This is a genomic window from Nocardia sp. CS682 (genome assembly GCF_004634405.1).
GTDB lineage: Bacteria > Actinomycetota > Actinomycetes > Mycobacteriales > Mycobacteriaceae > Nocardia > Nocardia ninae.
In genome coordinates, this window is sequence record NZ_CP029710.1 from 4392599 (window position 1) to 4406490 (window position 13892).

General features: G+C 66.5%; 16 protein-coding genes. 9 read left to right on the plus strand and 7 right to left on the minus strand.

Annotated features, from left to right (window positions below):
- The first annotated feature begins 27 nt into the window (after positions 1-27).
- Entirely contained in the window at positions 28-1257 is a 1230-nt protein-coding gene (locus tag DMB37_RS19835; RefSeq protein ID WP_135234000.1) for a helix-turn-helix transcriptional regulator, read from the plus strand.
- 54 nt (positions 1258-1311) lie between these two features.
- Here the strand turns inward: DMB37_RS19835 and DMB37_RS19840 are convergent, their stop codons facing one another.
- Positions 1312-2085 carry an HAD family hydrolase gene (locus tag DMB37_RS19840; protein WP_206055282.1) on the minus strand — a complete coding sequence of 258 codons (774 nt, stop codon included), beginning with the start codon at positions 2083-2085 and terminating at the stop codon, positions 1312-1314.
- A gap of 116 nt (positions 2086-2201) precedes the next feature.
- On the opposite strand from DMB37_RS19840, the gene DMB37_RS19845 reads away from it, so the two are divergent.
- Entirely contained in the window at positions 2202-2855 is a 654-nt protein-coding gene (locus DMB37_RS19845; protein ID WP_206055283.1) for a class I SAM-dependent methyltransferase, read from the plus strand.
- A 12-nt stretch (positions 2856-2867) separates the two neighbouring features.
- Here the strand turns inward: DMB37_RS19845 and DMB37_RS19850 are convergent, their stop codons facing one another.
- Positions 2868-3557 carry a nitroreductase family protein gene (locus DMB37_RS19850; RefSeq protein WP_135234001.1) on the minus strand — a complete coding sequence of 230 codons (690 nt, stop codon included), beginning with the start codon at positions 3555-3557 and terminating at the stop codon, positions 2868-2870.
- Between the two features lie 178 nt (positions 3558-3735).
- On the opposite strand from DMB37_RS19850, the gene DMB37_RS41720 reads away from it, so the two are divergent.
- Positions 3736-3867 carry a hypothetical protein gene (locus tag DMB37_RS41720; protein WP_255508389.1) on the plus strand — a complete coding sequence of 44 codons (132 nt, stop codon included), beginning with the start codon at positions 3736-3738 and terminating at the stop codon, positions 3865-3867.
- A gap of 21 nt (positions 3868-3888) precedes the next feature.
- Here the strand turns inward: DMB37_RS41720 and DMB37_RS19855 are convergent, their stop codons facing one another.
- The gene (locus DMB37_RS19855) at positions 3889-5463 is read right to left on the minus strand and encodes an alpha/beta hydrolase (protein ID WP_135234002.1); all 1575 of its coding nucleotides are present in this window, start codon (positions 5461-5463) and stop codon (positions 3889-3891) included.
- Between the two features lie 229 nt (positions 5464-5692).
- On the opposite strand from DMB37_RS19855, the gene DMB37_RS19860 reads away from it, so the two are divergent.
- Positions 5693-6004 carry a GNAT family N-acetyltransferase gene (locus DMB37_RS19860; RefSeq protein WP_107653326.1) on the plus strand — a complete coding sequence of 104 codons (312 nt, stop codon included), beginning with the start codon at positions 5693-5695 and terminating at the stop codon, positions 6002-6004.
- On the opposite strand, the gene DMB37_RS19865 is transcribed toward DMB37_RS19860, so the two are convergent.
- Positions 5998-6759: a 1-acyl-sn-glycerol-3-phosphate acyltransferase gene (locus DMB37_RS19865; protein ID WP_135234003.1), complete on the minus strand. Its 762-nt coding sequence runs from the start codon at positions 6757-6759 to the stop codon at positions 5998-6000. The genes DMB37_RS19860 and DMB37_RS19865 overlap by 7 nt on opposite strands.
- Positions 6760-6874: 115 nt before the next feature.
- Between DMB37_RS19865 and DMB37_RS19870 the strand changes: the two genes are divergently transcribed.
- From DMB37_RS19870 to DMB37_RS19880, 3 genes are all read left to right on the plus strand, one after another.
- Positions 6875-7519 (plus strand): YqgE/AlgH family protein, encoded by a 645-nt coding sequence (locus DMB37_RS19870; protein ID WP_107653328.1) that lies wholly within the window; start codon positions 6875-6877, stop codon positions 7517-7519.
- Positions 7520-7581: 62 nt separating this feature from the next.
- A complete protein-coding gene (locus DMB37_RS19875; RefSeq protein WP_135234004.1) occupies positions 7582-8091 on the plus strand; it encodes a sigma-70 family RNA polymerase sigma factor in 510 nt (169 codons plus the stop codon).
- On the plus strand, positions 8088-8819 hold the full coding sequence (locus tag DMB37_RS19880; RefSeq protein ID WP_135234005.1) for an anti-sigma factor: 732 nt from the start codon (positions 8088-8090) through the stop codon (positions 8817-8819). Before DMB37_RS19875 ends, DMB37_RS19880 begins: the two co-directional genes overlap by 4 nt.
- 65 nt (positions 8820-8884) lie before the next feature.
- Here the strand turns inward: DMB37_RS19880 and DMB37_RS19885 are convergent, their stop codons facing one another.
- From DMB37_RS19885 to DMB37_RS19895, 3 genes are all read right to left on the minus strand, one after another.
- Entirely contained in the window at positions 8885-9655 is a 771-nt protein-coding gene (locus DMB37_RS19885; protein WP_135234006.1) for an ABC transporter permease, read from the minus strand.
- Entirely contained in the window at positions 9652-10635 is a 984-nt protein-coding gene (locus tag DMB37_RS19890) for an ATP-binding cassette domain-containing protein (RefSeq protein ID WP_135234007.1), read from the minus strand. Before DMB37_RS19890 ends, DMB37_RS19885 begins: the two co-directional genes overlap by 4 nt.
- Before the next feature lie 119 nt (positions 10636-10754).
- Positions 10755-11270, minus strand: coding sequence for an EXLDI protein (locus DMB37_RS19895; protein WP_135234008.1), 516 nt, complete (start codon positions 11268-11270; stop codon positions 10755-10757).
- 232 nt (positions 11271-11502) lie between these two features.
- Here DMB37_RS19895 and DMB37_RS19900 point away from each other — a divergent pair, with 232 nt between their 5' ends.
- Together DMB37_RS19900 and DMB37_RS19905 are read left to right on the plus strand one after the other, a co-directional pair.
- The gene (locus tag DMB37_RS19900) at positions 11503-13170 is read left to right on the plus strand and encodes a thiamine pyrophosphate-binding protein (protein ID WP_135234009.1); all 1668 of its coding nucleotides are present in this window, start codon (positions 11503-11505) and stop codon (positions 13168-13170) included.
- A 3-nt stretch (positions 13171-13173) separates the two neighbouring features.
- Entirely contained in the window at positions 13174-13887 is a 714-nt protein-coding gene (locus tag DMB37_RS19905; protein WP_370465390.1) for an SRPBCC family protein, read from the plus strand.
- Positions 13888-13892: the final 5 nt, after the last annotated feature.

The window sequence follows — 13892 nt, forward strand, 5'->3', positions numbered from 1 at the left end:
AGGAAGAATCTGCAATACACTCGGTAAGTGGCATCAAGTAACACCGCCGCATCAACTATCGGCTCGCGGATCCGGCGCTCCCGGCGGACCAAGAAGATGAGCCAGGCAACGCTCGCCGCGCACGTCGATCGGTCCGAGTCGTGGATGCGCGGCATCGAGGCAGGCCGGATCAAGCTGGACAAGCACTCGGTGATCGACCGGTTGGCCGACGTCCTCGAGGTCGACGTGGCGTGGCTGCTCGGTCAGCCGTGCGAGCTCACTCAGGACACCGGGCACCGCGCAGTACCCGCACTGCGGGCGGCGTTGCGGCGCACCAGCCTCAGCCTGTCCGGGCACGCCGGCCTGCGGGCCGTGACACCACAGCCGCTGCTCACCGACCTGCGCGACGATGTCGACCGGATCACCAGGCGACGGCAGGCCGCGAACCTGTTCGAGGTGATGCGCCAGTTGCCTGACCTCACCGAAGCGCTGAACACCGGCGCCTTACTGGCCTCGGGAACCGAGCGGGACGTGATCGACGGCCTCATCATCGAGACCTCGCATGTCGCCCGCACCGTCCTCAACCAGCTCGGCTACCACGATCTGGCCTGGACCGCCGTGGAGAACGCCGCCACTGCCGCGGCCAGGCTCGGCGACCCGCTGATGAGTGCCTGCTCGGCGTGGGATCGCTGCGGGGTGCTGCTGCACACGGACACGCTGGACGAGGCACTCACGGTCGCCGAGGCCGCGCTGACCGAACTGCAAGACCTCATGACATCGCCTACGCCACAGGTACTTTCGCTCTGGGGTGCGTTACACCTACGGTGCGCGGTCGCCTCGGCCCGCCTGCACGACGGCAGCACCGCGTGGGCATACCTGGCCGAAGCCGAGGCTGCTGCTGCTCGACTAGGCATGGACCGCAACGACTTTCAAACAGTCTTCGGACCGACCAACTGCGGAATTCACGCGACCGAGATCGCCGTCGCACTCGATCGACCCGACATCGCCCTGAAGCACCACACAAGCATCAATCTGGCGGGGCTGATGTCCAAGGAGCGTCACACTCGACACCGCATCGAAGTCGCCCGCGCGCAGGGCAGACTCAAACACGATGCCGCCGCCGTCGAGCAGTTGGAGCGTGCGATAAGCCTGGCGCCACAGTATGTCTACAACCATCCGACGGTGCGTGATCTGGTCGACGAACTGAGCAGGCGGGCGCAGCCGAGCGCGGTCGATGCCGGGCTCGGAGCGATCGAACGTGCGATGCGCCTTGCCTGACCGTGCCGAGTCCGCCCCGTGGAACGGACTCGGCCTTCGCAGCGGTTGCGACGTTTACATCAGTGCTCCCTGCCGCCGGCTATTGGGAATTTCCGTGCGAGCGTCCGGCATCGCGTCGTTCTGCACCACTGGGAGCATTCCGAGGTCGACACCGACCGCGCTCGTGACGAGATGCAGCCGTCGCTGCTGCGGGTCGGTCAAGGCCGGGACGAGCAGGGTCGGCATGCCGATCTCGACGGCCACGCCGTCTCGGGATGGGCGGTCGCCGACCATCAGCGTTTCCGCGGCACAGGTACCGAGTTTTTCGAGTGCCCGCTCGAATATCGCGGGATCCGGTTTCTGCACACCTTCCTCACTGGACAGGACGAAGGTGTCGATCAGGTCGAGCAGGTTCGCGTCTTTGAAGACGGGTCGGATGTCGAAGTGAATGTTGCTGAGAACGCAGATCTGATATCCGCTTTGCTTGAGTGCGATGAGGGTGGCGGCGGCATCGACGGCAAACTTGTTGAGGCTCGCGTCGGAATCGACCTCGAATAGTGCGTTGGCGACTTCGCTGGGCAGTTTCGCATCGGTGAACACCGAATAATAGGTGTCCCGATGAGCTTCGTAGCTGATATTGCCCTGCGGCGACTGCAACCGATTCGGTTGGCCCGCAGCCATTTTGATGTCCAGCAACACCTTGTTCACGGCATCGGCGTGGGATTCACGACCTGCCCGCTGCAGTGCCTCGCGAGCCCAACCTTGCGGCGTAAGTTCCGAAACAAGCGTGCCTCGCCAGTCGAAGACAACCGCTCGGATGACATGCGGGGGCGACCCGTTCAATGACATGCGGAGCAGGCTATCGACGGGAAGGCCGACGACATGTATCAAATTGCTATTACCGGCGGGTCAAACTGCCGAACTACCCGACACTTCCCATGATGGGCGTACGAACAGTCAGGGGTATGCGCACCGATACACCGGATCCGCCCATCGCACAGCGCATTACGCATGATGGTGGGGTGCTCGACTACGACAATGAAGCGGCCCACTACGACCGGACCCGAGGCGGAGTGCCCAGGGCGACGGCTGCGGCCGCCGCACTCAGCAGCGTGCTGCCGCCGCGCAGCCTGGTACTCGACCTTGCCGTCGGTACCGGAATCGTGGCCGCCGAACTCGCGGCGCTCGGGCATCGAGTGGTCGGCATAGATCTTTCGGACGGCATGCTGCGGCACGCGGTCCGACGATTGCCGGGCAGAGTTGCGCGAGCCGACGCCACCGTGCTCCCACTGCCGGACGACTCCGTCGACTCGGTGACCGCAGTGTGGTTGCTGCACTTGCTCACTGACGCCGAACCGGTACTCGCAGAAGTGGCCAGAGTCCTGCGGCCCGGCGGGCTCTTCCTCACCACTGTGGACAAGGTCGCGGCCGCCCGCCTGGCAGACAACGCCGTTCCGGCAGACCGACCGCACACCGATACCTGTGCACAACTCACCGCGCTCGGCGCCCGCCACCAGCTCCACTTGGCCGCGGCGGCGTCCTTCATCGGCCACGGCCAGGGCAGAGCAGGCGGCAGCGATCCGCACTACCCCATCCTGGGGTTTCGCCGCGCCGGGTGACCCTGGCGGCGTTCAGATTCGGATGAGGACCTGGTCCATGGTTTTGCGGGTGAGGTCGGGGACTACGGCGTGGTCGGCGGGGTAGCCGATGGGGATGACGGCGAAGGCTTTTTCGTTGCGGGGGCGGTTGAGGACTTCGGAGAGGAACTTCATCGGGCTCGGCGTGTGGGTGAGGGCGGCCAGACCGGCGATGTGCAGGGCGGTGAGGAGCATGCCGACCGCGATGCCTACCGATTCGTCGCCGTAGTAGTGCTTGTAGGTGGTGCCGTCGGGGCGAAGGCCGAAACGCTGCTGGAAGACGACGAGCAGGTACGGGGCCTCGGTGAGGTGCGGTTTGTGCTCGTCGGTGCCGAGGGGGCGCAGCGCGGACAGCCATTCCTCGCCGAGGCGGCCGTTGTAGGAGATGCGTTCCTCCGCCTCGGCCGCCTCCCGAATCCTGGCGCGCACCTCGGGATCTTCGACCAGGACGAAGGTCCACGGTTGTTGATGGGCGCCCGACGGCGCGGTGTTGGCCACCGCGATGGCGTCGAGCACCAATTGCTCCGGCACCGGATCGGTCGAGAACATCCGCACGGTGCGACGCTCGTCCATCCGCCGACGGAACTCGGCCGACTTGGCGAGTGCTTCCGCGACGGGAATCCGGTTGGGGTGGTAGGGAATCGGCTGGTACGGATGCCCGTGCAGCGGTGTCCACGTGGTCATGTTTCGCAGTGTGATCCGCCCGAACCGGACAGGCAACGCTCCCACGAAGTTATCGTCCACTCGGCCAGACATTCGCACTGCGTGCCCCTGTCGAGACGGCGCCCATCCGCGCCGTAGTCCGCCACGAATATATGGTGCTTGGCGTTTGCGACCCGAAGCCGACACATGGAGGAATGCTATGAGCTCGTTCAGTTTCGATTGGGTTCTGGCTGGTCAGAACGGCGGTGATCCGTTGGCGGCGGCACTGTACGGCCCGCTCTCGATGATGCTCAACATCCTCGCCGCGCTGCAGACCGGTGAGATCGTCTGACGCACGGTCGCACCGAACGCGTCAGCGCACGGGCAGCGGTGCTTCCGCCGCGTGCGTGATCGTCACCTGCCCGGTGCGCAGATAGGTCATCACCGCCTCGTCGACGACGGGGTTGCCGCGGCCGAAGTTCCCGTGATCCCCACCCTCGACGGTGATGAGCGACCCGTTCAGCGCCCGCGACATAGCCGGTCCGCCTTCGTATTTGGTGAGCGCGTCGTGCTTGCTCTGCAAGACCAGTGGCGGCGTGCCGAGGCCGGCACCGCTGATCTTGATCGGTGTGACTACGGGTTTCCATGTCCCGCAGGCCATTCCGGAGCGAACCAGGTCGGCCCTGGCATCCATCGCATTGCCGCCGGAGGCGATGGTGGCAATCGCCGATCCGATGACGTCCAGGCGGCCGGGGATGGCGTTCTCATTGCAGGTGATCGCGGCGAAGACGGAGCGCCCGGTGGTGTCGGTGGAGGTGGCGCCTTCGATGGTGCGCAGGCGTTGCACGTTCGCCGGGTTGGCGAGCGCGTCGGCCATCGCGCGGGCGAAGGTAGGCCAGTAGGTGCGGGTATAGGTGGCGACCGAGGTGGCGCCGAGCAGCGGCCCCTGCGTGGTGGCGCCGCGAGAGATCAAGGTGCGCAACAGGTTCTGCAGTTTGCCGGTCTGTTCCAAACCCCCGTTGTAGCCGTCGCGGGCGATCTCGGCCAGCGGTTCGGGCAACGAGCCGGGCAGGTCGGCGAGGCTGGCCGGGGGCGGAGTCAGGTTGGCGTACCAGCCGCCGCCCTGGTCGACGGCGAGTCGTACCCAGTTCTGATAAACCTGCAAAGCGGTGTCGCCGAGGTGATATTCGGAGCTGTGCTCGGCGATCCAGGTGAACAGATCGTCGAGCCGCTGCTTGCCCGCGATCTGCTGCTGGGCGAACTCCTCGGTCCACACCCAGTCGGGATTGACGTTGGAGTCCAACACCATTCGCTCGACCCGGTCGGGGAACAACGAGGCATACACCGCGCCGAGGTAGGTGCCGTAGGAAGTGCCGAGGTAGCTGATCCGCTCCAGGCCGAGTGCCGCACGCACCGCGTCCATATCGCGGGCGGTGTTCTCGGTGGTGATGGTGTCGAGGTAGCCGGGCAGCGCGGCGTCGCAGGCCTTTTTGATGGCGTTGCGGTCGCCGCCGCCGAGCGACACCGGCCCGTCGTCCCCGGTGGCGCAGTCCAGCGGGGTGGCCCAGCGCAATCCGCGCGGCTGCACCGCGATCCGGTCGTAGTGGGCGGTCAGCTCGGCGGGAAACACGTCGGTCCGCTGGCCCCAGAAGTCCAGCCCGTCCGCGCCGGGCCCACCCGGATTGGCGAAGACGACACCGCGCCGTTCACCGGTCGCCGCAATCCGGCTGACGGTCACCTGGATCGTCGGCCCGTCCGGTTCCGCGTAGTTCATCGGCACCTCGACGACGGCGCACCGCACGCCGTGGCCCGCGGCCACGGAGCCCGCCGGGCAGTCGCCGAAGGACGGAGCCGGCGCGGCCGCGGCCGGACCGGACATGATCGATCCACCGAGCAGGCACGCGGCCATGGCAGCCGCGGCACCGGAGAACAGCCGAACCTTCATCATGTTTCGTACCTCCACGGGCCGCCGCCACGCACGCGCGCGCGACCCCGATCATGAGCATTCTGCGCAGGCCGAGAGCGCGGAGACAAGTCGAGCGACCGATTCCGCCGGTCACGCGCGGCGATGGGCGGCTGAGCCGCTACCCGTCGGCGGACCGCACGGGAACCGAGCGGACCGGGCGGTAGGCGTTGCGGAATGCGCGGATGACGTCGCACGGGAGTAGCGTCGAGCCATGTCGACGGAGGTCCGTATCAACACCGCGCTGGAACGCTTCGAGCTCTATGTCGACGACGCGAACGCCGGGTACGTCGAATACCAAGACACCCAAGCCGAACGCGCGTTCGTGCACACCGAGATCTACCCCCGCTACGAGGGCCAGGGCTACGGTCGCGTACTGGTCGAGGCGGCGTTGAACAGCACCGCCCAGGACAAACTGGGCGCACTCCCCATGTGTCCGATGGTGCACCACTTCATCGAGACCAGGCCCGAATACCTGGTGATGGTGCCGCATTGGGCGCGCGACAGCTTGAACCTGCCTCAGTAAGCGGCGACCGCCCCGTCGAGCGCCTGTTGCAGATCGGCGCGCACCAGTCGCGCGATATCGCCGGGCTTGTTCGGCAATTCGGTGATCGGCTTCCCGAAATAGAAGCTGGCCGACTTGGCCTCCTCCTTGTTCGGCTGCACGGTGGGGTCCAGGCGCGGCCCGTAACTCAGGCCCATGGACACCAGCACCGGCTCGACGCCGAGCTTCATCGCGCGAAACGCGATGTGCCCGATACCGCTACCGACCGGCTGCACCTGGGTGGGGTCGACCTCGTTGCAGGTGCCCTCCGGGAACACCGCGACGCCGTCACCGCGCGCTATCCGCTGCGCGCAGATATCCATCATTCGCTGACCAGCCGCATTGACCGCCCGGATCCCGTGGTCCTTGCCGCGGAACACCGGTATCCCGCCCATCATGTCGATCTTGCGGCGCTGCTCGGGCTCCTCGAACAGCTCGTCCTTGGCCAGCACCCGCACCCGCCCGATCACCGGTCGCAACGCACTGCGCCACGCCGCCGCCGCGACCGTATACGGATCGTTCTCGGAAAGATGATTGATCGAGATCAACAGCGGCCTGCCCTGCCGAATCGCGGCCCGCAAACCGGCGCGCGCACCCTCGGCGTACGCGACGCGGGGATAGTAGCGACGGGCCAGAATGGCGTACGCACCCCAGGCTTTCAGCCGATTCTGGCGATGGTCGAGATAGAAGTCGTACACGGTGTCGCTGTTCTCGAGGCGCACCTCGGGCGGTTCCATGACACGGACTCTACGACGCCCGAACCCGCCCGACACCGGCCCCCGACGCAAAATTCCGGGCAACTAACTCGTCTGCGGAAGCGCATATCCCCGAAACAACTGCGATGATGTCCGAGTGGCACGCGCAGACGACCCGGATGATCGGAAAACTCGCGGCGGGCACGGCGACCGTAAGCGGCGCGATTTCCGGCACGGCGAGCAGGTGGTGCGCGCCGGCACGCTGCTGGTGTCGGCGACCGAGCTGGCCGAGCCCACCTTTCGGCGCACCGTTGTCTACATCATCGAGCACAACGAGGCGGGCAGCCTCGGCGTCGTGCTGAACCGGCCGAGCGATACGGCCGTGCACGACGTGCTCCCCCGCTGGACGGAGGTGGCGGCCGCGCCGCGCACCCTGTTCATCGGCGGCCCGGTCAAACGGGACGCGGCACTGTGCCTGGGCACGGTGCGCGTCGGCGCGACCATCGACGGCGTCCCCGGCCTGCGCCGGATCGACGGCCGGGTGGTGCTCGTCGACCTGGACGCGGATCCGGAGGAGATCGGCAGGCTGGTCGAGGGCATCCGGGTGTTCGCGGGATACGCGGGCTGGACCTTCGGGCAGCTCGAGGGCGAGCTGGAGAACGACGACTGGATCGTGCTGTCCGCGTTGCCCTCCGACCCGATCAGCACCGGCCGCGCGGACCTGTGGGCGCACGTCCTGCGCCGCCAGCCCCTTCCCCTTTCGCTACTGGCCACCCACCCGATCGAACTCGAACGAAATTGAGATGTGCGCTCCGATTGAACCGTTCATCCCTGCTGATTCGTGGGATGAGCGGGAGGTGAGCAATGCCCGACAACCGTACGGAGTTGTTGCGGGTCCTGTACGACGAACACGCGGCCGCGCTGTGGCGGTACACGCTCGGTTTGGTGCGCGATTCCGGCCGAGCCGAGGACATCGTGCAGGAGACGTTGCTGCGGGCGTGGCAACGCCCGAACGTGTTGGATCAGTCCGACACCTCGGCGCGCGCGTGGCTGTTCACCGTGGCCCGCAATCTCGCCGTGGATGAACATCGCAGCGCCCGCAACCGGCGCGAGTTCCGCACCGACGCACCGCCCGAGCAGGCCACACCCGACCAGGCCGACCGCGCGCTTGACGGCTGGGTGGTCGCGGACGCGTTGGGCAGGCTCAGCCCCGACCACCGCGAGGTGATCGTGCGGGCCTACTATCGGGGCCTTTCCACACATCAGATCGCCGCGGAACTCGACATTCCGCCGGGCACGGTGAAATCGCGAATGCACTATGGCATGCGGGCGCTACGGCTGGCATTACAGGAGATGGGGGTGACGAACCAATGAACGAACTCGCGGACGACTACACCACGTGGGACGCGCCTTACGTGCTCGGCTCCCTGACCCGGACCGAACGCCGGGAATACGAGGAGCATTTGGCCGGCTGCCCCGCCTGCCAGGCCGCCGTCGCCGAGCTGGCCGGGATGCCCGGCATGCTCGCCATGGTCGATCCGGCGACCGCGCTGGCCATGCTCGAGCCGCCCGAAGCCGTTGCGCCGGATGCCGGCTCGCCGGTGCCAGAGGCAGGCCCTCCGGTGCCGCAGTTGCTGCCGAGGCTCGCCGCCGCGGCCGAACAGCGCAGGCGCCGCAGCCGGTGGGTGTCCGTCGGTGCCGCCGTCGCGGCCGCGGCCGCCGCGGTGGCCATCGCGGTGCCGGTGGTCGCCACCGTCACGTCGTCGGACACGCCGAGCACCGAACAGGTTGTCGCCGAACGCAGTATGCAGGCGCTCGAGCCGAGTCCGGTGACGGCGAGTTTCAAGGTCGTACGGGCCGACAACCGGACGCGGATCGTGATGAGCTGCAGTTACGGACCGAGTAACCAGCAGTACAACTGGACGTTGAAGCTGTTCGTGCTCGGCACCGACGGCAGCCAGACCGAACTCGATCAGTGGCCGGCCGGTCCGGGCACCGAGCTGACCATCGATCGAACCATCGACAAGGCGCCGGACCAGATCCGCGCCGTGGAGATCCGGTCGGCGTCCACCGGCAAAACGCTGCTGTCCGGCACGATCTGACAAACGGAACGATCCCCCCGCCGGATATGGCGGGGGGATCGGTACCCCTCATCGTGCGGTCGTGCTCACTGGGTCTGGCGGCGGAAAATCGAGTTGGCCCAGAAGAATCCGACGGCGGTGAGACCGGCGCACCAGGCGAGCGCGAGGATGCCGTTGGTACCGATCTCGCTGCCCATCAGCAGGCCGCGCACGGTCTCGGTGATCGGCGTGAACGGCTGATACTCGGCGAACTGGCGCAGCCCGACGGGCATGGTGTCGGTGGCGACCAGGCCGCTGCCCAGGAACGGCAGCATGATGATCGGGAAGACGACGTTGCTCGCGCCCTCCGGGTTCGACGACAACAGACCCAAGGCCACTGCGAGCCAGTTCAATCCGACGATGGTGAAGCTGAGCAGACCGAACGCGGCGATCCATTCTGCCACGTTGGCGTCGGGGCGCCACCCGATGAGCAGCGAGACCGCGGCCATCAACACGATGCCGCCCAGTGCTTGCAGCAGCGCACCGAGCACATGACCGGTCAGCATCGACGACTGCGTGATGCCCATGGTGCGGAACCGGTTGACGATGCCCTTGGACGTATCGGAGGCGATGGACACCGCCACCGACGCCGTGATGTAGGCCGGGACCATCAGCAGCATGCCGGGCGCGAGGTAGTCGATATAGTTTCCGCCGGAAGACTTTTCGAGCGCGCCGCCGAAGACGAACTTGAAGACCAGCAGCAGGACGGTCGGCATCACGACGACGCCGATGCTCATGCTCGGATAGCGCTTCGCGTGAGTCAGATTGCGCCGCAACATCGTTGCGGAGTCGGTGAGGGCGTAGGACATGGTACTCATGCGACGGTTTCCTTTTCGGAGGTCGGCTGGCCGGTGAGGGTGAGGAAGACATCGTCGAGGTTGGGCGTGTGCACGGCGAGACCCTCGACCTCGATCTGTTCGTAGTCGAGTCGATCCAGCAGGGCCCGTAGGGATTTCACGCTGCCGTCGCTCGGCACCGCGAGGGTCAGGTCGGCGTCGTCGGCGTCATCGTCATCGACCAACCGCACGGCGACACCCAGCGCGGCGGACGCGGCGAACAAGGCGGTGCGGTCGGCGAACTGCAAGCGGATATGCCCACCCGGCACCAACCGCTTCAGTTCCGCCGCAGTGCCTTCCGCGACGATCCGGCCGTGGTCGAGCACCGCGATGCGGTCGGCCAACTGGTCGGCCTCCTCCAGATACTGCGTGGTGAGAAAGACGGTGACGTTGTAGTCGTCGACCAACCCGCGGATGAGATCCCAGATGACCCGGCGACTGCGCGGATCCAGACCGGTGGTCGGCTCGTCGAGGAAGATGATGCGCGGATCGCCGACCAGGGTCATCGCCAGATCCAGCCGCCGGGTCATGCCGCCGGAGTAGGTGGACGCGGGCTTGTCGCCTGCCTCGACCAGGTCGAAGCGCGCCAGCAGATCCGCTGCCAGCCTTTTGCTTTCGCGCCGCGGCAGATGCTGCAGGTCGCCCATCAGGATCAGGTTCTCCCGGCCGGTGAGTAACTCGTCGACCGCCGAGAATTGGCCCGTGACGCCGATCGCCTTGCGCACCGCGTCGCGTTCGGACTCGACATCGTGGCCGCCGACCCGGGTTTCGCCGCCGTCTGCGTGGATGAGGGTGCTCAAGATCTGCACGGTGGTGGTCTTGCCCGCGCCGTTCGGGCCGAGCAGCGAGTAGACCGTGCCCTCGGGGACGGTGATATCGATGCCGTCGAGCACCACGTGCTCGCCGAATGATTTGCGCAGGCCCAGTGCCGAGATGGCGGGTGCGCGATGGCCGTTGACCATGGCGGTCCTTTCAGAAAATGAATTAGCGGATGCGCATGCATGCATGACTGAGTTACACCGCACCCGGTGTCCCGGTGCGGCTCGAGCGGTTGCTGTTCAGTTGTGCGGCGGCTCGTCGACTAGATGTCGAGATCCTCGATCTGCGGGCGTTTCGCGATATCGAACACCCGCTCGTACACCTTGTCCGGCAGCTTGTCTTTCAATTCTTCGACCGAATCCACGATCTCCAGGATGAAATCACCCCAGTCCTGTTCGCCGACGCCGAGCATGCGCCGCCAGTTCGTCAAATCCTTGATCCAGTTCTCGGATTGCGGATACTCGTCCCAGTTGGAGTAGTGCGCGTGCAGTACGAATTTGCCTTTGCGACTGTGGAACACCCGGATGTGCTCCATCCGGGTGTCGGTCACCTCGTTCGTCTCGAAGATCAGCGCCCCGGAGAACCGGACCTGCCGGACGCCGTTGTGGCCGACCCGGACGATGACCTCGTCGTACCCTTCTTGTCGACCCTCTTCCAATTCGATGAACCGGCGCAGCGCCGTGGTCACCGCCCCGGAGAGATTGCCGCCAACCAGCTCCTGGGCCCGCTGGAACAGCGGCAGATCGTCATCGGCAACGTAGATCGTCTTGTTGGGCATGACCCAACTATACGTAGATGTATACGTACACGCAAGTGCTCCCGGTAGGGCCGGGGATTTGCCCGTTCGAGGAGCCTCGCCGAGGCGGGTCACCTCGGGCCGACACGCCCTTGCCACTCCCCGGCAGTCAAGCGTTGAACCGCCCAGCGTCCCGGCTCGTATCACTCCTGTACGCAGAAAGTGATCTCGCGTGTGCCCGATGCACAGGTGGACGCCGCGGGAAGGAGTGCCGATGCAGACCAGAGTCGTCGATTATCTGGTGCAGGCGGTTTCGGCCCTGGGCGTCCGGCACCTCTTCGGGGTGGACGGTGCGAATATCGAGGACCTGTACGACGCGATCTTCGACGCGCCGTACGACGTCACCGGGGTGATCGCCAAACACGAGTTCTCCGCGGCGACCATGGCCGACGGTTACGCCCGATCGACCGGCGGACTCGGTGTCGTCGCCGCGACCTCCGGCGGTGGCGCGATGAATCTCGTTGCCGGACTTGCCGAATCATTCGCCTCCCGGGTGCCGGTGCTCGCGCTGGTCGGCCAGCCGCCGACGGCGCACGCGGGCAACGGAGCCTTTCAGGACACCAGTGGACAGGCGGACACCATCGACGCCGCCAAGATGTTCGGCGAGATCAGCCGGTACTGCGCCCGCGTCGAGACCGTCGCCGAGCTGCCCGATCAGCTGGCCAGGGCGGTCGGCGCCGCCCGGCGCGGCGGCCCCGCCGTGTTGCTGCTGCCCAAGGAGATGCAGCAGGCGAACATGGGTGCGGACTCGCCGATCCGGTTGCCCACCAAGGTGTATCGGCGCGACGACGCCGGGCTGGTTCGTTTGCGCACCGCGCTGACGACGGCGCGGCGGACCGGAAAGGTCGTGATCATCGCGGGCGACCAGGTCGCCCGCGATGATGCGCGGGGCGAACTGGCCCGCCTGGCCGCCGTCTTGGACGCCGCGGTGGGTGTCGCCCCGGATGCCAAGGACACCTACGACAACCACGACCCCGGATTCTGCGGCGTCGCGGGCAGCATGGGGCATCCGGAACTCGGCGCGGCGATCCGGTCCGCGGCATTGTGCCTGCTCGTCGGCACGCCGATGCCGATCACCACCCGCACCGGACTGGACGAATTGCGCACTGGCGGCCCCGTGGCGAGCATCGGGGTGACGCCGCCCTATCTGCCCGCCGTCCATGCCACGAGCACCGACCTGGCCCGCACGTTGAGCGAGCTCGCCGACGAATTCGCCGCTGCGCCATCGACATTCGACCAGCGCCGGGCTACTCCGCTCACCCCGTTGCGTGTTCCGGATTCGACCGGCCCCGGGCTGCGCTATCGGCAGCTGGTGGAGACGATCGAGGCGGCGCTGCCCGACGGCACCGATGTATTCGCCGACGCCGGCAATACCGGTGCGGCCGTGGTGCATCACCTGCGGGTGCCGCGCGGCGGCCGGTTCGTCGTCGCGCTCGGGATGGGCGGCATGGGTTACGCGTTCGGCGCGGGCATCGGCTCCGCGTTCGCCCGCGGCGCCGGGCACCGCACCGTAGTGGTGGCAGGCGACGGCGCGTTCTTCATGCACGGCATGGAGATTCACACCGCGATCGAACACGAGCTACCGATCACCTTCATCGTGCTCAACAACAACGCCCATGCCATGTGCGTGGCCAGGGAGCGACTTTACTACCGAGACCGCTACTCCTTCAACAGATTTCAGACCACACACCTCGGGGCGGGTGTCGACGCCATGTTCCCCGGCCTGACCACCCGCTCGGTGCGCAGCACCGCCGAATTGGCCGCGGCGCTGCCGCAGTGCCTGCAAACCCCTGGGCCGTCGTTTCTCTCGATCGATGTGGACCCGGATGAGATTCCGCCGTTTCTGCCGTTCTTGACCGCCATCGAACAAATTCAGGAGTAAATGATGACGACATCGCGTAGCGATTCCATGAGGGGTGGTGGCCGGGCGACGGGTGAGCCGACAAGTGCTCTGCCCGCACTCAGCGATATCCCGGCCGACGACGCACCGCCCGGTGTCCTGCGTATCGAGAACTCCGACAAGGACGCGACCACGCCGATCATCATGGACATGCTGCGGTCGGTGTACCCGCACGACCAGATCTTCGGCGAATACTGTCCGGTGCAGGCCTATATCGCCGCGCCGCCGCGCGAGGTGTACGAGTACCTCGCCGATACCCGCTCGCTGGAGGAGTGGACCTACAGCCTGCGCGGGTTCGTCCCCACCGAGGAGCCGGGTCTGTGGCTGGCCTACGACCGGCTCGGCGACGAGACCAAGATCTTCACCAGGACCGTGGCGCATCCCGAAGCGATGACCGTCGACTATCACTGCGCCTGGGACCAGTCACAACACCTGTGGATGATCTACCTGCTGCGGGTCGTCGACGCGCAGGCGGTGTTCAACAAGCCGGGTTCGGTGGTGCTGTGGGTCAATTGCAAGCACCCGTTCTACGACGAGAACCCCTACCCGGAGACCGCGCCGTCGAAGCGGCCGGTCTGGGTCGGCGACTTCTGGGAGATGTTCTCCGCGGGCCATCAGCTGGAGATGGACAACCTCAAGGCGATCTGCGAGTACCGGGCCGCGCACGGCCTGCCCATCAAACCCGACTGGATGAAGTGAGATTC